Origin of the sequence: Paenibacillus sp. FSL H8-0548 (assembly GCF_038630985.1) — a bacterium.
Lineage (GTDB): Bacteria > Bacillota > Bacilli > Paenibacillales > Paenibacillaceae > Pristimantibacillus.
The window spans coordinates 606,211-627,546 of the sequence record NZ_CP152049.1 but is presented as its reverse complement, the minus strand read 5'-3'; the positions used below and the strand labels follow the sequence as shown (position 1 = coordinate 627,546).

Below are 21,336 nucleotides of genomic sequence, written 5' to 3'. Positions count from 1 at the left end.
CTACTCTACGTCTAGTGAATGACCAAGACTTACGTTCAACATCCGTAAAATCATAATTAACGACTCCATTCTCGTAGCATTCGCATTCGGTTTGAATGAACCATCCGCTGTACCCTTTACAATTCCCATATCGGATAACGTATCAATCTCAGCTTCTGCCCAGTTGCCCGAAACATCCTTGAACTTATCATTTTTCACTAAAGTAATGTCCATTACTTTTGACAGCATAGCCACGATTTCTGCTCTTGTGATGCTCTGATTCGGCTTGAATGTTCCATCTACGTAACCGTTGATAATACCACTAGCTTTTAACGTTGCAATGGCATCTGCCGCCCAATGACCTTTGATGTCCTTGAAGCTAGAATCATTATCAGACGTTAATCCAAGCGTTCTTACTAACATAGTCGCAAATTCTGCTCTCGTTATCGTAGCATTGCCATGGAATGAGCCATCCGCATTTCCCTTAATGATCCCAAGCTTAGCAGCTAACGCGATTGCTTTAGCATATGGAGCACCCGTAGGTACATCCGTAAATGTTACTGCTGGTGCAGTCTTTGCTTTTTCTACTATTGCATTGATAACATCGATATTAACTTTTTCGTTGAAAAATGATGTAGGTGTTGGTGTTATCGGTGGTACTGTTGGTGTTGGTGTTGGTGTTGGTGTTGGTGTTGGTGTCGGTGTCGGTGTCGGTGTTGTATCACTTACCGTAATCACAAGTGTCTGCGTAGACGCATCGCCGAAGGTAAACGTTAACGCCTTGCTTCCGACCGCTTGATCGGACAAGTATTCCTTCTTTATCGTGACGATGTTATCCGAAATCGTATAGTCTGTTCCCTCTGTCAGCGTAGCTGCACCATTCTTAATGCTCGACAATGCGCTGCTGTACAACGTCATCGTCGTCGTCACTTCGGTTTGGGCGGACACTTTCTTATCGAAGCTTGCACTCGTGGTGCTTAGTGTCGGTGATGTGGTGTCGCTCACGCTAATCGTGAGTATCTTCGTTGACTCATTACTGAAGGTGAACGTTAATTCCGTGCTTCCCACCGCTTGAGCGGACAAGTATTCCTTCTTTATCGTTGCGATATTATCCGAGATTGTATAGTCTGTTCCCTCTGTCAGCGTAGCTGCATCATTCTTAATGCTCGACAATGTGCTGCTGTACAACGTCATCGTTGTTGTCACATCGGCTTGGGCGGACGCTTCCTTGTCGAAGCTTGCACTCGTGGTGCTTAGTGTCGGTGATGTTGTGTCGTTCACGTTAATTGTGAGCGTCTTCGTTGACGCATTACTGAAAGTGAACGTTAACTCCGTGCTTCCCACCGCTTGAGCGGACAAGTATTCCTTCTTTATCGTTACGATATTATCCGAGATTGTATAGTCTGTTCCCTCTGTCAGCGTAGCTGCACCCTTCTTAATGCTCGACAATGTGCTGTCGTACAACGTCATCGTAGTCGTCACATCGGCTTGGGCGGACACTTTCTTGTCGAAGCCTGCACTCGTAGTGCTTAGTGTCGGTGATGTTGTGTCGTTCACGTTAATTGTGAGCGTCTTCGTTGACGCATTACTGAAAGTGAACGTTAACTCCGTGCTTCCCACCGCTTGAGCGGACAAGTATTCCTTCTTTATCGTTACGATATTATCCGAGATTGTATAGTCAGTTCCCTCTGCCAGCGTAGCTGCACCCTTCTTAATGCTCGACAATGTGCTGTCGTACAACGTCATCGTTGTTGTCACATCGGCTTGGGCGGACACTTTCTTATCGAAGCTTGCACTCGTGGTGCTTAGTGTCGGTGATGTTGTGTCGTTCACGTTAATTGTGAGCGTCTTCGTTGACGCATTACTGAAAGTGAACGTTAACTCCGTGCTTCCCACCGCTTGAGCGGACAAGTATTCCTTCTTTATCGTTACGATATTATCCGAGATTGTATAGTCTGTTCCCTCTGTCAGCGTAGCTGCACCCTTCTTAATGCTCGACAATGTGCTGTCGTACAACGTCATCGTAGTCGTCACATCGGCTTGGGCGGACACTTTCTTATCGAAGCTTGCGGTCAGAGGGCTGATCTTGCTATTATTCGTGCCGCCAATGACGCTCACATTGGATGATCGAGAATTGACGACATAGACTTTGTTTGTTTCGGGATTCACCGCTACTGCTTCAGGATAATCTCCCGTTGCTACCGTCGTCGTCGTGTTGTCCGTGCCGTCAATGACAGTTATGTTATCTGAATATATATTGGCCACATAAATTTTGTTCGTTATGGGATTCACTGCTACTGCTTGAGGAAATTCTCCCGTTGCTATTGTTGTCGTGTTATTTACGCCGTCAATGACGGTCACAGAGAATGAATAGTAATTGACGACATAAATTTTATTCGTTTCGGGATTTACTGTTACTCTCTTAGGACCATCTTCCGTAGCTACAGTCGCCGTTGTGTTGTCCACACCATCTATGACGGTCACGTTATCTGAACCCGTATTTGCGACATAGATTTTGTTCGTCTCAGGATTAACCGCTACTGCATTAGGAGTAGCTCCCGTAGCTACCGTCGCCGTCTTGTTGTCCACTCCGTCAATGACGGTCACGTTATCTGAACCATTATTGACGACATAGATTTTGTTCGTCTCAGGATTAACCGCTACTGCATACGGAGAAACACCCGCAGCTACCGTCGTTGTCTTGTTGTCCGCTCCGTCGATGACGGTCACGTTATTTGTGTTTTGGTTGGCGATATAGATTTTGTTTGTTTTTTGATTCACTGCAACTGCTATTGGACTCCTTCCCGTTTCTACTATTTCCCTTGTGTTGTTCGTTCCGTCAATGACAATCACGGCATTTCCACCTGGAAGAGTGACATAGATTTTGTTCGTTACTGGATTCACCTCTACTGCTGTAGGAGTAAACCTATTCATATCTACCGTCGTCGTCGTGTTGTTCGCCCCGTCAATGACCGTCACATCTTGTGAGATTGTATTGGTGACATAGATTTTGTTCGTTACTGGATTCACCGCTACTCCCATTGGACTTTGCCCTGTATCCACATCCGTCAATTTAATGTCTGCCCACGCTAATTGAGGCACTGAGAGGAGCGTCATAATCACAATCCCTATCACGATTCTTTTGTAAAGCCGACTAATAAGTTCCTTTCCATATGTCACTCCCGTGGATCGCTGGCTACCCTGATCCACGGGGGGATTCAAGCTATTACTATTTATTTTCATTTCTAGTTCCTCCTATTTTAATCACCTTTAATTCCTAATTTTACCTCATGCTCTTTGCGCATTCTATTATCCGAAAGTAGAAATATAGTCGAACTCGGGTATACTTTCGTTCTCCTCATAGACAAAAAATAAGACAATCTCTCTCCTAAGAGAAAACTTGTCTTATTCCGATCAGACCTTTGGGACGGCCCATCTCTTATAAATATTCCGCTCTATTTGTGGTACGGTTCACCTTAACATTTATAGGGCGAATTTTGAAAGGGCATCTTATATCGGTGAATTTTGGGATTTTTCCTGATTTTTAAAAGAAACCAATGCATGCACATAGCTATACCATGGTGGATATGAGCGAAGTTTTCTTAGATGATACTTTACTATTTTAAAAATTTCAAATTTATTCGCTTCAAACTCGGCAAATACATTTTTATTTACTATTTTTAAAGATGGCTTAGTTCTATCAATAAACGTACTAAATGATGACTCGTCTATAATATATACCCTATTAATATATAGAGGCGAACCAATGGAAGTTGTAATAATTAATCTATTTGTATTACTTATAACTAAGTGTTTTCAAACTAAAAAGAGTGTGATGTGGTCTGTTGTGCGTGGCGGCTCACTCTTGCTATGATGTAAATGAGACGTAAAAAGGCGGCGAAAGGATATACTCCCTATCGCCGCCTTCTTCAATAATAGAACCTGTCTTCAAATGAGTAAAAGCTTACCCTCGGAATGGCCTCATTTCTTTATTTCGCTTTTAGCAGATTCAGAATAATCGTAACAGCTTCTGCTCTTGTCGCGTTCGCATTCGGCACGAAGCGGTTGCCGCCTTGACCGCTGACGATACCTGATTCTTTGACCAAGGCAATCGCCGATTTGGCCCAGACAGGAATGTCACTATCATCTGCAAAACCCGTAGAAGCTGTAGCCTGAAGAGCTGCACCATAGGCTCTGGCAACCATGACCGCGAGCTCTGCACGCGAAATGCTCGCACTCGGACGGAAGCTTCCGTCATTGTAGCCAGATGTGATGCCGGCTTTTACCGATTGAGCAATAGCCGTCTTCGCCCAGGCTCCAATCTTCTGCTCATCGGTAAAGCGCAGCGGCGTGCCCTCCTCGTCAAGCTTCAGTGCATTCATCAACATAACCGTAAATTCAGCACGTGTTACGGTTGCGTTCGGTCGGAACGTACCTTCTGGATAACCTTTTACGATACCTTGCTGTACCGCCTGCTTAATATTCGCTTCTCCCCAATGCCCAGCGATATCGGAGAATGATGACTCTGTCTTCGTGTCATCAACGGCCAATACCGTAAACTTCGTAAAATGGTCCACCTCTGCCGATATCATATTTCCATTTACTTGCCCGCCAATCTCCACCCAAATCTTGTTCGTTTCATCGTAATAGAAGATCGAGGAGTGCTGGCCCTCCTTGATCAGGGAGGTATCGAACTTGATTGTAAGTTTCACAGGCTTCTTGAAGTCGCCTGTGAAATTCTTAAGCAATTCAAACACCGCACTAGCGAAGATTTCATCATAGTTCGCAAGGTTCGCGGTATTCAGAAGCTTCTCTATAGTGATCGAAAGCTCTTGTCCTGCAGAACCTGCGGGAATGGAAAGCGTGATTTCATCGCCCAGCTTCGTTTCACCTGCTCGGCCCACTGGAATCGTAATTTGACCGTTAGCTGTCGTTACCGGCGCAGACCCCTGCGATCCCATTGATCCTCCGTCTGTTGATCCTCCATCTGTTGGATCTCCTGGCCCTTCAATGGCTTTGAAAGCAGGTACTTGGAGCAGTGAAAGTCTCGGAAGGAGCGCAAGCTCACTGTTATAATTCCGTCCGAAGGCCCACAACGTACCGTTCTGCCCAATCGCAAAGCTGTGGTCATAACCTGGGTGATCTTGACAATGCCCGTCAGCAGCCCTTCACTCATAATGATCTGCTCGGCCGTGGAGTCGTCCGTATACCACGACCAAGCAGTGCCATCATTTTTCAAGGCAATCGTATAATCGTTACCCGCTGCAATTGCGGTAATACCCACCAGCAAAAACATAGCCATTTCTGGTCAAGGGATTCCCAGATTGACTCGATACCGTCGCCTGCTGATCTTCAAGCACTGTGACAGGAGTCGAAACGTCTCCGCTGCTTGCACCATTACTATCATACGTAAGGGTATAACCTGAGGCAGCCTCTGCCTTAGGAATTACTGGCCCCAACAAACTGGTTAACATCATAATTGCAAGAACTAATACTCCAAATTTCCTGTTGTATATATTCCTAATCCCCGGCACACTCATCTCTCCTTCTAAAGTTTTACGTCGATTATAGTTTTTTATCTCTATGAGCAGTAGTGAGCGTTGTCATCAATTTTGTCACGTGACAAAACTAATCAAACTATTATTTTCAACTTATTTCACTATACGGATTGATGAACACACTCTTGCTACACCTCTTCGCGCTCCCTATTGGGATCCCCTATCAAATGGACGATGCAACCATGGAAACAGTCATAATACCTCGTTGGTCGTGATTTTCCCTCTCATCATTCCTTGGCGTTTTGTGTTTGCCAACTACATGAAGAAGCAAGAAAATCGGTGGCACTGGTCAAAAATAACTCTTGAATTGTTATCATATAGAAAAAAGGCTGCTAATCGATTTAGACAGGTGGACTATCTAAAAAATTAGTATCCAAATCCGGTGAAGTTTGGATTAAATTACGTTCTTATGGCGAGCGCTAATTCGGCGTTGACTTCAATGTTCCGAGCAGAACGCAAAAAAGTACATCGCCTTAGGAACGATGTACTCCGGATCACTTATACTATACCTCTTGAAGCTACTCTTCGTTACCAGTCACTACTTGGATCTCGTCATACTTGCCCCCAATCACTGTTCCATTAATATACACATCTTCAAGCTTCATTCGGAGGTCCATATACCTCAAAATCATATATTCTTGCCGCAGCGTTTTGGGTTTGCGTAGGCGTCGTAACGTTCAACTTGATATATCTGACCGATACTACAGTAATTTTGTCTACTGAAATACCGCCCGTATTGTTGGTTGCATTTACTACTTTATTCCATTTCACACCATCAGTGCTAACCTGAATATTATAAGCTTTGGTGTTGTAGGAGGCGGTCTCTCCACCTTCTGATGCGTGTTTTATGACAAATTGGTTCACTTGCTTCACGGAGCCGAGATCGATCTGCAGCCAACGGTTACTGGACTTAGAGCACCATTTGCTATCATTGATGACGGTGCCGTCCACGGCTTTAACCGCAGTTTGCGAGGCGTTGCACGTACTGTCAACCGTAGCAGGCTTATTTAGAGCCAAATTTGAGGGTCCAAATACCTGAAACTCAAAGATTCTTGCAGCAAGGTTTGTGGTTTGCGTAGGTGTCGTAACGTTCAGCTTAATATATCTTGCTGATACTGGAGTGATATCGTCTACCGTCAGGCTTTTCGTATTATTGGTCACTTTGACTACTGTGCTCCAATCCTTGCCGTTATTACTGACTTGGATATTATAAGCTTTCGTGTTATATGCGGTCGTCTCCCCGCCTTCTGCTGCATGCTTGATAATAAATTGGTTCACTTGCTTCACGGAGCCAAGATCGAGCTGCAGCCAACGGTTGCTGGATAGGGAGCACCATTTGCTATCATTGATTTCGCTGCCGTCCACAGCTTTGGCCGCGGTCTGCGAGGCTTTACACACGCTGTCAACCGTCGCGGGTTTATTCAATGCCAAATTTTGCTGCTTGAATACCGCGAACTCATATATTCTGGCCGCAGAATCTGAAGTTTGCGTAGGTGTCGTGACATTCAACCTGATATATCGGGCCTGCGTATCCGGTATATTGTCTACCGTAACGCCACTCGTATTATTCTTGACATTAACCACCGTATTCCAACTAGTACCATTGCTGCTAACTTGGATGTTATAAGCCTTCGTGTTATAAGAAGCGGACTGACCACCTTCCGATGCGTGCTTAATGACAAATTGGCTCACTTGCTTCACGGAACCGAGGTCAATCTGCAGCCAACGGTTGCTAGACATGGAGCACCATTTGCTGTCATTAATCACGCTGCCGTCGACCGCTTTGGCCGCATTCTGTGAGGTGATGCACGCGCTGTCAGCCGATGCGGGTCTATTTAATGCTAAATTCGGCGAACTCACCGTTATCGTATACGTCACCTTACTCGTTCCAGCTTGCGGGCTGACGATGATCTTCATGCCCGTCTCTAGCGTCGTCGCTTTCGTTATCCCGTCTGCATTGTAGATTTCGAACGTTGCATTCGCTGACGGCGTGATCGCTGCCTTCAGCGCAGCTAACTTGATGCCACTCCCGACAGTGATCGTCTCATTCACCGTCCCGCCAGCACTTACCGTACCGATCGTCGAGGTCAATGTAGCAGTGCTACATTGTGCATTTGTACTCGAGGCCACCCATTTCGCATACAACGTTAGGTTTTTAGTGATTGCATCTGAGCCATTGTATCGTTGCGTCAACGCACTGTCGTAATACCAGCCTTCGAAGTTGAAGCACTCCTTCGTCGGGATACTCTGAAAAAACACTTTACCTCCAGGACTCACAAATTGAGGAGGGATTACTGAGCCACCGTTCGTTTCATAACTCACGACATTCTGGGCGGATGCGCCCCCATCATCGAGTCCGGCATATGCAGGAACCCCAGCTGTCATTAACGATAGGATGATAGCTACCACCATCAAATAACCTCTTATCTTTGCTGTAATCCTTTTCTTTCCCTGACTAAGTCTTGACCTTTCCATCATTCGTGCCCCTTTCTGCTGCCCTAAAAATTAATACTTGCAATACTGCGAGCTCGCCCTCATAAGCAGCCCTGAAAGTTCCGCTTGTACAACAGCGTATAGTCGCTTCAACTGGCATGGCATGTGGAGGCTGAAGCGCAAAAGAAGAATACGGACTGCTGCATCAATCATAATGTTATTCACAAAACGCGAAATGATGCTTGGTTATCACAGATTTAGAACCGTATGTTTAGGCAATGATGGATTGTCAAAAGGAGTCAATGAATGGAGTCGTGAACAATTAAAACTAGAAAATAATACTTACACAAAGAATCTATTTAAAACTATTACCATTTTAGCATAATTATCCCTAAGCAAATAGAGTTATTTCATGTCCTTGTTTGGACAACTAGAGCTATGGGTTAACGAGAGAATTGCAGGAGCAGATTTCGGAGAAACGACGCAGCCAATGGCATGTTAAAACAATTTCCGATAAAGCAGACTCGTAAGTGTGAATATAAAAATCCCAATTTCCAGATTTTTGTTGCCTCTCAAATCCGCTTGAATGACAGCCTCATTTTGAAATCCGATATGACCCTCACAAGGCTCAACTACAAAGCTAATAATTGCAAAATGTTCAGACAAGCAACTTTATTCTTACATAAAATTGTCCGTTAATGATTAAACTAATTTTTGTGCTCCAAGGAGCGCAATTACCAGGAGGCGATAAATGAATGGCAAAACCGGATAATCGGGCAGATAATGTTGAGCATTTAGAGCAAAGCATCCAAAATACAAAGGAAAACATGAAAGAAGCTGAAAATTACTTAAACGAATTTTCATCCGAAATCAACGGTAAGGAACGTAACCAAATCGAAGAAAAAAATGCACGCCGCAGAGAAAGTATACAAGGTTTTCAAGAGGAGATTAAAGACGAATCAGCTTTTTCCCAAGAGTAGATAAATAACAGGCGATTCAGTCCCAGACATTCAAATGGGGCTGAATCCATTTAACGTGCATATCAGATTGAGCCTAGCCCCATTCGGGGTCATTTGCTTGCTTAAATCCACCACTCGTCTATACCCAATGTTGGGGTTGTCCACCAATATGAACGGCACCATGCTGTATGCGTAGGATTTTAAGATTCCGGGGATGATGAGGAGCAGAAATCATAAGAAGTTCAGAAAACCTCTCCATAACATCGATTTCACGATATCCAAATACCTGTGCTTATTAAAAGCAAAGCCTAAATGGTTTAGATTCACCTCATGTTCCGCAGATTGCTTGAAGTAACGCATCGAACCGACCTCAAGGGGAAAACAGAGAAAGATACGAAACGCAAATGCGAACAAAAAGACAACAATAAAAACGATTATCGCGATAGCAAGGAAAGGCGCGAGATTTACCCCATCCACATCCATGCCGGAGGAGCCGGATGATCCAAAGTTAAAGTCTAAGGTCGAAGGACTACCGCCCCCACGACAAATACCAGTATAATACTCACCAAAAATGCCTTCCAATACGATGTCCGCAGCACCCCCTTGGCTTTTCGTTTCAGTTCTTTACGATCCCATATGGCTTTTCCTCTCTCCTTTAATATTTTGTTTTTCATCTATCTCACAATAGTTACCTTAGATAATATAGTACGAAAAATAGTAAATCATTCGTGTAATTGGGGGCAGTTCCAAGGGAGGGCTGCTGGCTTTTTTTATTGGGTGCAAAATAAATCGCAAAGCATACGAGCGTACGCTCATATCAATCAACATAGAAATAGGACGAAGCACGATCATCCAAAAATGCCCTTAACCTTTTTCCAAAAAAAAGCCTCCTTCTTCATATGTGCGACAGAAACAGCACATAATGAGATGGAGATAACTATGTTTGGCCCCGTAATACACTGGTCTGACTAGCAGTATATTACTAAAAGTTTTAATTACGATCTTTCTTACTATGCAAGAGGCTGACCCTGAGTCACCTCCGATGACTTTAGGGACAGCCCCGTTCCGTTATGCTTCGTCTTCTTCACCATCTTCTTCCGACTTGTCTACGAAAAGAGTAAGAATGGATGGTAACGATAGAAGTCCCGCGGCTACTGCTTTTACTTCTTCAGCATATTCCTTTTTGATTAAATGTTTCAGCAGTTGTTCGACACTATTGAAATACTTAAACGCTTCTCTCGCCATTTCATCCCATTCCTGAGAGAGATACAAATAATCATCCACTCCAACAATTCCATAATCACATGTCAATTGTTCCCCAGGGTATATATTTCTTTCAGCTAAAATAAATTCAAATACCGTATCGATACAGGTCGGATGGAAGCTATGATTCATGTATTTTGCATGGTCCCAATGTAAAATATAATACTCACCGTCGAATTAAGCACAAACAAGATTTGTATGACAATGCTATGACGCTTCCTTGATTACCGGCTTTCCGGCTTCAACCAAACGTTTGTTACGAATGAAGAAAATGGACAGTATCACAATAAACAACCCTGTTCCGACAAGCAGCCATTCAATATCGATTACATCCGAAAGCGGACCGAATATGAGCATCCCGATTGGCATCATCGAAGTCGATATCATACCGAATACACCGAATATGCGTCCCATGAAATCCGGATCTACCTTCTCCTGCAGCAAGACGGTCGTCGGTGTATTAAAGAGTGGTATCGCAACGCCGAATACAGCCATCATAGCTAAGTAAATCCAAAACACAGGTATAATTCCCAAAGCTAACGTACAAACGCCCATAATCAAGCTAGCGAAAGTCATCGTATATACTTTGTTACGGAAGCCGCCCCATGATGCAATAATAGCTCCACCAGCCATCATACCGATAGAAAAAGCAATTTCAATGGCTGTCAATCGCCAATATTCATCTCCAAAGCTGCGTGTCACTTGCAGTGGCGTTAAAAATGCAGCCGGTGCCATCAATACAAAGAAAAAGGCGAAGAAAATAAAAAAGGTTTTGAGAAAGCTATGGTTATTAATGTAGCTTAAGCCCTGTTTAAAGTCATCAAAATAGCTTGTCGTTTGCTTATCAGACGCCTTCTTGTGCAAAGGTATTTTTAGAAAGAAAAATAATATAAAGATCGCTATCGCCGCTGTGACAACATCGATAAAGAAAATGACCTCGATTGTTGCCATTGTAAGCAATGTCGCACTTACGATTGGCGCTACAAACATCATGAGCGCTTGAAGACTTCCGTTTATTCCGTTTACCTTCGTCAACTTATCCTCGGGTACGATTTGGGGCAATATCGCCCCAACTGCAGGCGTTTGAATGCCCGCTCCAAGCGCGCGAACTGCAGCAATAACAAACAACAACCATATCTCGTCATAACCCTGCAATAATGTAATAGCCAGAATCAGCGTAACGATGGCAATCATAGCATCAGCTATCATAATAAGAAATTTCCGGTTGAAACGATCCGCCCATACACCTGCAAATGGCGATAACAGAAAGGTAGGGATAAAACCACAAACGATAAATAGTGTCATCATCATACCCGATTTTGTAGTTAGCGTAATATGCCACATAATCGCATATTGAACTAATGCGGAACCAAATAGCGAGAGTGTCTGACTACTCAGAAAGAGGATAATATCTCGTTTCCAATGCTTTTTTCCATGATCTTCGGTTGATGCCATTATCTTTATTCTACTCCTTTATTCTCTGTATATTTCATCGATTATCCAGCTCATATAGTTTAACAATCTTTCATTAAATAATACATATTGTAAACAAAAAAAATAGCGAGCGAGATGGTGGCTAGACCAAATAATATCCAGATGTTTGATAACATCGAAAGAATCGTATCGCCTTCCCTATCAATTCGAATTAACCCTTCCACTTATATATGGGCTTCCAAATAAAGCGTTTTTATATTATATCATGGGTTCTTTGCTTATAGTATATTTATTCCTATGCCTCGACAGCAAAAGGACGATGCAGAGGCTGTCCCCTGATCGTCCTTTTTTTGTTCCAATAAATCTTTCTCACATTAGGCTTATTTAGCTAACAATCCCGCATCTGTTGCCTGGTTTTTCGGTTTGCGATGGAAGAGACGGTCAAAACCTTTGTGCATAAGCGGAAGGACGAAACGATCTAATCCAAAGCGGCCAGCGTTCGCACCAGCGAAGATGACAATCAATCCAAGAAGCAGAAGCCAAGGGTTAGTGCTTACCGTGCCAGCGAACATAAACATGAAGTTCATTAAAGCTCCGAAGAATGCGGCAGTAACCGTTAATGTACCAAGGATGAGTCCAAGTCCTACAAAAAATTCTCCCCATGGTATAGCGATGTTAATTAAACCCACATTCGGTACTGCAAAGTTTTCTACAAAAGCAGTGTAGGTCGGGTAAACCGCCCCGCCTGTAGCTTTATCAAGTACCGGGTTGTTTACAGCTGCATTGAGGAAGCCCGTTGCATCGAAAGGCGTTGCTCCCGTAATTTTATGCCATCCAGCGTTTAGCCATGCAAACCCAACTACAAAACGGACAATAGTGACTAGTATGCCAGCAATTCTATGCTCTCTCCAAAATTTTAACATGATGCTCACTCCCTATCTTCATAATTAGTTTTAAATACGTTGAATGTTAAGCTGAATATACTTTGCTATATTTTAAAACATACACTTCTTGTCTTTAGTCTCTCCGACATTTGAGATCGTTTTAAATTCATCGGGATCACCGTCCTCGTTTAGTTTCGATTGCTGATTGCTTCTTGTTGATGTCTTTATTATAGATCGTAAAACCTGTCGACATTGTGATTTAAATCACAAAGTTAGCGTTGTCATTTGAACACTATGTGAATAAATTCACTAATTATGTTTTTGGAATACAATTAGATCGCACAAGATCCCCTGTTTGCATTCAGATTCCGATGGATAGACCAATATTGGAAATAAAAAACGCCGCTTTCTTACAATCAAACCCAAGTGTAGGCAATGATTGTACAAAAGCGGCGCGTTCTCTATTTGCGACCTATACCGTCCGTTTGTGATCAGCTGCTTAGATTCCACCTAAGAGGGCTCCAGCAGGTCATCAACCATCCACCTATCACAGCCCTCGAACCCGAGTCTGACATGTCCCTCTGCTCTTACTCTTCGCCTGCTCGCGATTCTGATCAAAGATTAGACGGCAGGGTTCGGGTTCGGGCCTTGGCTCGGTTCCGGACTTTGGTTCGGGTTCGGGCTTTCGCTCGGTTCCGGACTCGGGCTCGGGCTTTGGCTTTGGCTTGGGTTCGGGTTCGGGTTCGGGTTCGGGTTTGGCGTTGGTGCCGTTGATTGCCCGTTGATTGCCCTCACACTAGAAAGGTCACCGACACTTGCGAAAATCGTTGCAGGATTTACTCCCGATGGAATGATCAGATTAGTGATAGAAGTGCCTGCTCCCAAATCAATCTGCGGATTGCTTCCAGTTACCCGAAGATTCCCAATCGTCCCCTGCACATTCAGGTTAACTACTCCGACATTGTTGTTTACGATCGTCTGCGCGATGTTCACTGAGCCAGTGAAGGAGGTGCTGCCAGGTGGTGTATCGTCAGCCGTATCCGAATCACCGATGTTCAGCGTATCGATTGGCGTTGAACTTGCAACTTGCAAGTTAACGCCAGACTGAACGGTAACTGTGCTAAACGTAGTCGAAATATCGGCACTGAGTTCGGTATCCACCGATGCCGTAACCGTACTCTGTATGTTTTCAACAGTAAGCTGCAAGGGACTCCTATCAATAGCCGAATTGCCGACGGTTCCGGAGCCTGTATCAGTGCCTGCGGCAATTGCTCCCGCCCAAAACGCAAGACCTGCCGAGTCTGGTTGTCTTCCGAATACATTCAAATATATTTGGTCAACAATTTGGTCGCTACTATGCCCGGCGAATACAGCATTATATTCCGGACTATCCGCGAAGCTGTTTGCAGCCGTAATAGTTTCGGGATTATCATTAATGGAGTCTGTCCAAAATTGAAGACCCAATTGGTCAGCAGGACGGGTAAAGTATGAAACATAAAGTTGCTGGATGTCTTCTATGTTCGTAACTCCCAAGGTGCGGACTTCTCCCTTTGACTTGAAGCTTAATTGGGACGTCTTGTCCGCATTGATATCAACTTTTTTCAATAGAGCGCTGTTAAACAAATATAATTGTCCGAGATCGCTATGCTCGAACCATATATTTGTGATCTGTGATTTCGGACGATCGTTATCTTTCAGGAAAACCGTTTTGCCTTGAACGAGCACATTGAAGGCAAAGAAATCCGACTGAACTGCCGGGGTCAAATTTAAATCCCCTTTAACTTCCAAGTGAGCCAATGCGACCTGATTGGAGCCCACGATTACGGTTCCGTTGACGGTGTTGCCTTTGGCATCAAATATGATTGGTGCATCCATTCCGGTTAATGCGTCTTTGTATCCAATAATTAGCCCTTCAACAGACGTTATCGTATCCTCCGCATAGGTGAACTGAATCGCCGCATTGTGCAAAGCAGCTTTGTTCGACGGTTGAAAAATGCCTTGTACCGATGCGCCCGCGCGATAGGTATGGCCATCGATCTTAATTGTGCCGTCATTGCCAATGTCTTGAATGATAGACGGACTGAAGAAGGAGCGATAAAGCAGAGTTATCCCTTCGGCCAGCACAATATTTGCATTTGGAGCGAAGCTATCCTTCGTTTTCCCGTTCGCAATACCTGCTTTCGACAAGGCGCCTACCGCGCCAGCATACCAGCTTTTCTGCGGAACATCACGGAACCCGCTACCAACTTGCGGCTCTGACTTCAGCTTCTTGGCCGTGACAATCAAGTTCGCCACTTCAGCCCTTGTAATCTTTAAGTCCGGACGGAACGTGCCATCTGGGTAACCTTTCGCCAGCCCCGCATCTTGGAGGGCAGCAACATATCCGGTTAATTCGCCGTCAACAGGCATATCCTTAAACGTTGAGGCGCTTTTGGAGGGGGACAGACTTAGTGAGGTCGCAAGGAACCTAGCAAAATCGCCGCGTGTCATAGCAAGCTGGGGACTCAGCTTATCTCCTTGCTTTGGATTAAGAATTTCTAGCATAATCCAAGTGTTAACCGCCTCTGCGTACCATGCTGTATCTGGTACATCCAAATAGCGTGGCTGGTTTATGGGCTCGGCAGAAGCAGCAGATCCCTTTTGGCTTACCTGCGGCTGCGAAGACTCGGCCACCACATTGAATGGAGAGCAGATGTTCAGCAACAGCAACGAAACGAGCGCAACAGTGAGCCATTTTGTACGATTAATAGTAAATAGCATTAAGTAATCTCCTTTTTGGTAGTCCAATTTTAGTAATATTTTTTGTTACTTACCAAATGTCGTTTATCATTCTAACATCATTGACATCATCAAATCTTAATGAATTCTTAATGGATTTCCACGATTCACAGCAGCACATGGATGGCAACTTCAGTTGCGGTCACCTTGCACCATTTTTGTTGATTATCCCGTGAGCCGGTCAATCAATTGCGTTGTTAGCCATTTGAACGTTTATACGGATATACAAGCGGGTGCTCAGTCAAAGTGATCTGTAAGTATGTTTAACAAATAAATGTTGACTCCGTGTTAACTTCTAAACAGAACAAAATCACCCTTACAGGTGATTGGACATCGCAGACGCATCAGCTCACACTTCTAACGGAAACCACAGACACTAAATCGCCTATATATGTCGTTTCAAGATTGTAACGGAAACACGGGCCTCTATTTGTACAAAAGATACACGATATCGCTTCATTTCTGCGTAATAGCGTCTCCCACTTCCGTTAAAATGTGACGCTAACCAAAAATGGCACTTTAGCGTCTCTGGTTTCCGTTAGCTTTCGTTGTCTCCTCTCCGGCTGCTGGAGCAGCATCGTTATTAACAGCTTCAGAGAATCCATAGTTTCCTATACAATAAAAAAACATCGCACCGAGGTATGACCTACAATGCGATGTATTCAAAATTTACATACTACTCTTATCTTTTCAGACTTTAGTAGTCGCCTACCGGGACCGGATCCCCGCTATCCGAACTCCAAACGCTCCAGCCGTCGATCCCTGTCTCCTATCAGCTTGCTATCGCTGTCGGGATTATTATAGGAAAACGGGGTTCCAAGCTATAATTGCTATGAATGGCATCGGCAACCGGCAATTGACTGTTCCGGCTCATTACTTCGAGAAACTGCTCATCCGACTCCTTAATATCCGAGAATACCCGATAAAACAAATTTCGGTCGATCGTCTTTCTCATTACGATGCCGTAATCCAAATAATCATTCCCAGTTGAAGCATATGCAATAAAATCATCGGTTCTATCCAAACTATCACATGCGCCTCCGGCCACTAGCCGTTGCATTGCCTCGAGTGCACAAACATAATATCTATTTATTAATACCTCGACTTGCGAAATAGTATTGGTTAAATAAAAAGGTGGCTACCTAAATACACTGGTACCCATCGCCTTACCTTCTCAAGTCAGCAAACACCAGACGGACCCAGGCATTCTCCAACCGTTCAACCCGACTGATCTCTGCACGAGGCCTTGACTTCCATCTGCCCTTCGATAGTCGTAATGCAAGTCTTCTTTGGGATAGATATAAATAATTTCCACTGCAAGATAAGAGCGATATTCGTCACTTATCGAACGATTCACCCCTGTAGCTATTGCCCACCAATGTCATAATAAATAATCGATGCACTATTAATATCGAGGGGCGAAAGCTCATCAATTCTGCATCGGTTGCAGAACGCCGTAAGGCACAATCTCCTGGATACTCTGGAAATTGTGCCTTACGGCGTTCAATAGCTCAACTCAAGTCGTGCTCTCATGTTAACGAGTACTACAGGTGCTAGTCTTTCGCTTCATAAACCTCCACCGACATCAGCGTCGGCTTCAAACGTGATTCTGTGATGCGTACTCGCAACTTAAAACCGATAACCGGCTGCTTCAAACGGCAAATCTTCTTATAACCCACGAGGTGCCCCTCATAGATTGTTTTCCAACCTTCCTGATCCTCGCATTCGAGAAGGAAAGCTTCAATTCGTTGTCCAGCTTGAATCCATTCCATTAAAACCACGCGGTCGTACGTGATACTGCGGCCAAAATCCAGTTCCAATACCACCTCATCATGCTCTTCTGAAGGACACCAATAAGTATCTCTCCGGCCATCTACCGCTTTGTCCGGACCGTGCCCACCTTCCGCCTCGTCGAAGGTTATCGCAAGTGCATCCAAAGCAGCATTAGTTCCATAATAGGACTTCAACCAATCGCCAAATGCCTTCATTCGGGCAACGTCGTTCTCGTGAATTAGTCCTCTTCGATCCGGCGGTAAGTTCAGCAGGAATGTCGCGTTCCCTCCCACCGCTCGTTCATAAACGTCTTGCAGTTCTTCCAGAGATTTCACTTTGTTGTCTTCGTACGCATGATAGAACCAGCCCGGCCTTATCGACGTATTCACCTCAGCCGGGTACCAGACGACGTGGTCCGCTCCCGCCAGAACGGACCTGCTTCCCAAGTCTTCGTCTCGCGATCCGACCCGGCGAGCGAATTCACCGTCATCCTCCTGTTGGGATTCCGACTGAATCTTCTCGTTGTCCTGCATCGTGGCTGGCACCACGCTCCACTCGCGCTCCCGGGTATGGCCGCCTTCGTTGCCGCACCAACGCACATCGGGCCCGCAGACGGAGATGACGGCTCCAGGTTGTAACTGACGGATGACGGCATAGTAGGCATCCCAGTCGTAAACTTGCCGCTTGCCATTAGGTCCTTCTCCGCATGCGCCGTCAAACCATACGCAGAACAACTCGCCGTATCCCGTTAGCAGCTCCGTCAGTTGGTTGATGAAGAAGGAGTTGTACCGCTCTGAATCGCCGTAACTCGCTTCATGCCGATCCCAAGGGGATAGGTAGACGCCGAACTTGATCCCCGCCGCGCGGCACGCCGCAGCGACTTCTTTCACCAGATCTCCTTGGCCCCCAAGCCAAGGGCTGCTTGCGACAGAATGTGTCGTATATTTGCTAGGCCAGAGGCAGAATCCGTCATGGTGCTTGCAGGTGAGGATCGATCCTTTCATTCCCGCGGATACACAGGCATCTACCCATTGACGCGCATCCAGATCCGTCGGATCGAAGATCGTCGGATCTTCCTGACCATCCCCCCATTCTCGGTCTGTGAAGGTGTTGACCGTGAAATGGATAAATCCGTAAAACTCCGTCTGTTGCCAAGCCAGCTGCCTGTCTGATGGTCCGACCTGGGCTGCTTCTAGAATCGATACGCTCATAAAAACTCTTTTCCTTTCTTTTCCCAGATCGGGTTTGTCAGTAAATATAAGCAAGGAAACCCACCGATGTGTCGTTTCCTAATTGATATCATTCGAATAGATTAGCGCACAGGACGTACAAGCGAATATTTGCTCCCGGTCTTTCTGCTTGGCGAATGCGGTTGCTGCATGCACCGTGCCTTGCTCGTTCTTACCCTGAATATAGATCAATTGCCCTGCATCTCGCTCCAGGGCCTCCCCGATTCCCGTAGCGTTGCCATGTCCGAAAATCCCCATTACGCCGCGGAAGAACTTCACTTCCGCACCGTCAATGGAAATGTACTGATTGTCGAGCAAGCGAAGCAGCGCCTACGCCAGTGTGATACATATCGTCGACACTATAAGTGTTAAGCTCTTTATCTATAACTGCTCGACCAATTCGACGAGCTCCATCGGCCTCGTAATCGTGTAACGTGGTATTTCCAGCTCGTCGGCCGGATCCTTCGCATAACGGGGCGACCAGTTCAGATACACGCTGATCATACCGACACCGTTTGCGCCGCGAATATCCCGCTTCAAGTTATTGCCTACCATGACGATGCGCCCGTAATCCCCGGGCTCCAGCTCCATGGCGGCAGCCGCCGCCTTGAACATGCGTGGATGTGGCTTGAGCTCCTTAATGCATTCGGAATAGATCATGACTTCGAAGCAGTCGTAGAGGCCGTGATCGGTCATCATGTTTTTGAACGATTGCGCGAGGCCATCGGCAACCATCGCAAGCCGATATCCCCGTTCGTACAACGTCCGAACCATCTCTGCTGCGCCGGGGATTAGCTCCGCGGAGATGACGACATCACTCTCGTCGCGAACCTCTGTGCCTTCATCGATCAACGTATCTCCGCAATCAAGGAAGATAACGGGTTTGTTGTCCTGCTGTCGTTCGTTCATGCCAAGCTCCCTTCTATGGTCGGTACGATACCGCTCAGAGCTATCCTCATTCGGCTTACCTCGACGCCGGCAAGCATAACAATCCCTATGCCATGATTGTCGTTCGTCACGGTACGCAGCTCTTCCTTATAATATTCAGTCGTAAACGAGTACCGGGATCCGCTGCATACGCCGTAGACGTTGCCGTGCCGATCGACAGCCTCGTTCGTCAAGCCGTGCCAGCCGCGCAGAGCCGCTTCCGCATACTTGTCCGAATGCTCTAGCCAGCCGAAGGCAACGCCGCGGGAGAAGGCGTAAACGAACATGGCCGTGCAAGACGATTCCTCGTAAGACGTGGGATCGTTAATCACCTGGTGCCAGCGGCCATCCTCGCCCTGCAGGGCCAAGTATCCGCTGCACAACTCGTTATAGAATGCAAGCAGCGCCGGACGATCCGGGTCGTTCTGTGGAAGCGCCTCAAGGAGCTCCGACAGCGAGAAGACGACCCAGCCATTCCCCCGCCCCCACGGCACTCCCGTCGCCGTACCGTACTTGAAGTCGTACACATGCGACATGATCCTCTCCTCGGGCATAAATAGATATTCCTTGTACAAGAGAAATTGCCGCGCAGCGTCGCGTAGAAAGCTGTCGTCGCCGTACCGCAAAGCGTACCGCCGCATGAACGGGGTACTCATGTACAGATCGTCGGCCCACATCGTGTTCTCGGCATACTCTCCAGCGCAAATCCGATAAAACGCGCCGTCCTCCCGACGCTCGAGCGTATCTCGAATGAAGGACGAGATTCTATTCGCGACACGATTGAACCCTTCGTCCTCTAGCTCCGTGCTCGCCTCTAGCAGCGCCGACCCGAACGAGCCGCAATTGTCCAGCATCTTCATCAGCACGAGCTGCTGATTGACGGAAGGGAAGCCGTAACGTTCGCAATCCCATAGCGCATACTCGTAATAATCCGTGCAGATCTTAATATGGGACAGTACATAATCAATCAGATCCTGTCTGCCGAGCAGGCGGCCCGCTTGCAACAGTCCGTACATCGTCACGCCCAGCGGATAATCCCAACGGGCGAAGTTCGTCGCGCCGCTCGTCGTCCATTTGTTGCTCAGGTACGCATTCTCGTAATAGGGGCGGATCCAGGTATCCGGCCGATCCAGCCGCCAATATAGCGATTCCCCAGCTGACGGGAATATGGTATTCAACCGTTGCAGCTCCGAAGGCTCATACACCGTGTCTGATGCGAATGGGCCTAGATAGAACCATACGTCATCGCTGCCCTTCACGGATACTGGAGCTTCCCACTCCACTCCGCCTTCGCCAGCCGCTTCGCACACCCAATTCCAGTTGTCTTCGCCACTCGTAGATTCGACCAATACATCGTACGATCCTGAACGAAGCGTGACGGATACAGAGAAGTTGCCGGATTGCTCAGCCCCCACGATCCGCCGCCCATCAATCCAAAGGGAGAACGGACCGCTAGACAACCCCCGGAATCCGACGTTCGCTTCCCGTGTTGTCTTCACTAGCAGCCTGGACCAGGCATATCCCTTCTTGCCCGAAGCAACGCCGAATAACCGCTCGAAAGGTGATACCGGAGCATCAGACGGCCAGGCCGCCTTCGGCGACCAATCCAGTCCCGCGACGTCTTCCGAGCCGAATAGATCTGGAGCGCATTCCGAGAATCGATCCTTCTGGACAGGGGCCGAAAATAGCCAACCCGCTTCGCCGTTGCGCTCATGGAACGGCATCTGCACATGCAGAATACGCACCTTCGCTTCCTCCGCACCCAGTTTACAGCCGAAGCCGGCCGCCGTATTCCTTACCTTTACGAACAATGTATTCCACCCCGCCTGAAAGACAGCTGGGACCGAGACCGTGTGATTACGTTTCACCTCGTCCACTGTGTTCGAACGATACGCAATCGCGTCGTTCATATACAGCTCGACGGGACCGTAGCACGCGAGTCGTAGGTCGATACTTCGTTCCGAATCGCTCCAGACGAGGCATGCAGCATACGCCATGCTACCTCGCGGGGCATCCGGGAATCGGGCAGCGAAATTCAGATCGTATAAGCCGTCCTCCGTCTGCAGTGCACCGCCACGATGGAACGCGCGGAATTGAAACGGAATCGCGGGATTGTTTC

General features: G+C 46.5%; 14 protein-coding genes and 2 pseudogenes. 1 reads left to right on the top strand and 15 read right to left on the bottom strand.

What is annotated here, in order from left to right:
* The 5 genes from MHI37_RS02745 to MHI37_RS02725 form a co-directional block, all read right to left on the bottom strand.
* Complete coding sequence (locus tag MHI37_RS02745; RefSeq protein ID WP_342556529.1) at nucleotides 1-3,222, bottom strand: X2-like carbohydrate binding domain-containing protein; 3,222 nt, start codon at nucleotides 3,220-3,222, stop codon at nucleotides 1-3.
* Nucleotides 3,223-3,968: 746 nt separating this feature from the next.
* Complete coding sequence (locus MHI37_RS02740; RefSeq protein ID WP_076338704.1) at nucleotides 3,969-4,940, bottom strand: S-layer homology domain-containing protein; 972 nt, start codon at nucleotides 4,938-4,940, stop codon at nucleotides 3,969-3,971.
* Nucleotides 4,913-5,281 (bottom strand): RCC1 domain-containing protein, encoded by a 369-nt coding sequence (locus tag MHI37_RS02735; protein WP_076338703.1) that lies wholly within the window; start codon nucleotides 5,279-5,281, stop codon nucleotides 4,913-4,915. Before MHI37_RS02735 ends, MHI37_RS02740 begins: the two co-directional genes overlap by 28 nt.
* A gap of 850 nt (nucleotides 5,282-6,131) precedes the next feature.
* Nucleotides 6,132-7,949 carry a discoidin domain-containing protein gene (locus tag MHI37_RS02730; RefSeq protein ID WP_076338702.1) on the bottom strand — a complete coding sequence of 606 codons (1,818 nt, stop codon included), beginning with the start codon at nucleotides 7,947-7,949 and terminating at the stop codon, nucleotides 6,132-6,134.
* 519 nt (nucleotides 7,950-8,468) lie between these two features.
* Complete coding sequence (locus tag MHI37_RS02725) at nucleotides 8,469-8,636, bottom strand: hypothetical protein (protein WP_179090286.1); 168 nt, start codon at nucleotides 8,634-8,636, stop codon at nucleotides 8,469-8,471.
* 89 nt (nucleotides 8,637-8,725) lie between these two features.
* Here MHI37_RS02725 and tlp point away from each other — a divergent pair, with 89 nt between their 5' ends.
* Entirely contained in the window at nucleotides 8,726-8,950 is a 225-nt protein-coding gene (gene tlp / locus MHI37_RS02720; RefSeq protein ID WP_076338701.1) for a small acid-soluble spore protein Tlp, read from the top strand.
* Nucleotides 8,951-9,076: 126 nt separating this feature from the next.
* Here the strand turns inward: tlp and MHI37_RS02715 are convergent.
* The 10 genes and pseudogenes from MHI37_RS02715 to MHI37_RS02670 all read right to left on the bottom strand — a co-directional run.
* Nucleotides 9,077-9,169 (bottom strand): annotated as a pseudogene (locus tag MHI37_RS02715) (hypothetical protein); the annotation flags it as partial.
* A gap of 828 nt (nucleotides 9,170-9,997) precedes the next feature.
* Nucleotides 9,998-10,351 carry an SET domain-containing protein gene (locus MHI37_RS02710; RefSeq protein ID WP_342556557.1) on the bottom strand — a complete coding sequence of 118 codons (354 nt, stop codon included), beginning with the start codon at nucleotides 10,349-10,351 and terminating at the stop codon, nucleotides 9,998-10,000.
* Nucleotides 10,352-10,399: 48 nt separating this feature from the next.
* Entirely contained in the window at nucleotides 10,400-11,647 is a 1,248-nt protein-coding gene (locus MHI37_RS02705) for an MFS transporter (RefSeq protein WP_076338698.1), read from the bottom strand.
* A gap of 359 nt (nucleotides 11,648-12,006) precedes the next feature.
* Nucleotides 12,007-12,549, bottom strand: coding sequence for a DoxX family protein (locus MHI37_RS02700; protein ID WP_076338697.1), 543 nt, complete (start codon nucleotides 12,547-12,549; stop codon nucleotides 12,007-12,009).
* A 582-nt stretch (nucleotides 12,550-13,131) separates the two neighbouring features.
* Nucleotides 13,132-15,270, bottom strand: a complete 2,139-nt coding sequence (locus tag MHI37_RS02695) for an S-layer homology domain-containing protein (protein WP_076338696.1) — start codon at nucleotides 15,268-15,270, stop codon at nucleotides 13,132-13,134.
* Nucleotides 15,271-16,060: 790 nt separating this feature from the next.
* Nucleotides 16,061-16,312, bottom strand: a complete 252-nt coding sequence (locus MHI37_RS02690; protein ID WP_076338695.1) for a hypothetical protein — start codon at nucleotides 16,310-16,312, stop codon at nucleotides 16,061-16,063.
* A gap of 529 nt (nucleotides 16,313-16,841) precedes the next feature.
* Nucleotides 16,842-18,272, bottom strand: a complete 1,431-nt coding sequence (locus MHI37_RS02685) for an alpha-L-fucosidase (RefSeq protein WP_076338694.1) — start codon at nucleotides 18,270-18,272, stop codon at nucleotides 16,842-16,844.
* Between the two features lie 111 nt (nucleotides 18,273-18,383).
* Nucleotides 18,384-18,617: pseudogene (locus MHI37_RS02680) on the bottom strand (3D-(3,5/4)-trihydroxycyclohexane-1,2-dione acylhydrolase (decyclizing)); the annotation flags it as partial.
* 54 nt (nucleotides 18,618-18,671) lie between these two features.
* Nucleotides 18,672-19,199 (bottom strand): HAD family hydrolase, encoded by a 528-nt coding sequence (locus MHI37_RS02675; protein WP_076338693.1) that lies wholly within the window; start codon nucleotides 19,197-19,199, stop codon nucleotides 18,672-18,674.
* Nucleotides 19,196-21,127, bottom strand: a complete 1,932-nt coding sequence (locus MHI37_RS02670) for a glycoside hydrolase family 88 protein (RefSeq protein WP_342556528.1) — start codon at nucleotides 21,125-21,127, stop codon at nucleotides 19,196-19,198. Before MHI37_RS02670 ends, MHI37_RS02675 begins: the two co-directional genes overlap by 4 nt.
* Nucleotides 21,128-21,336: the final 209 nt, after the last annotated feature.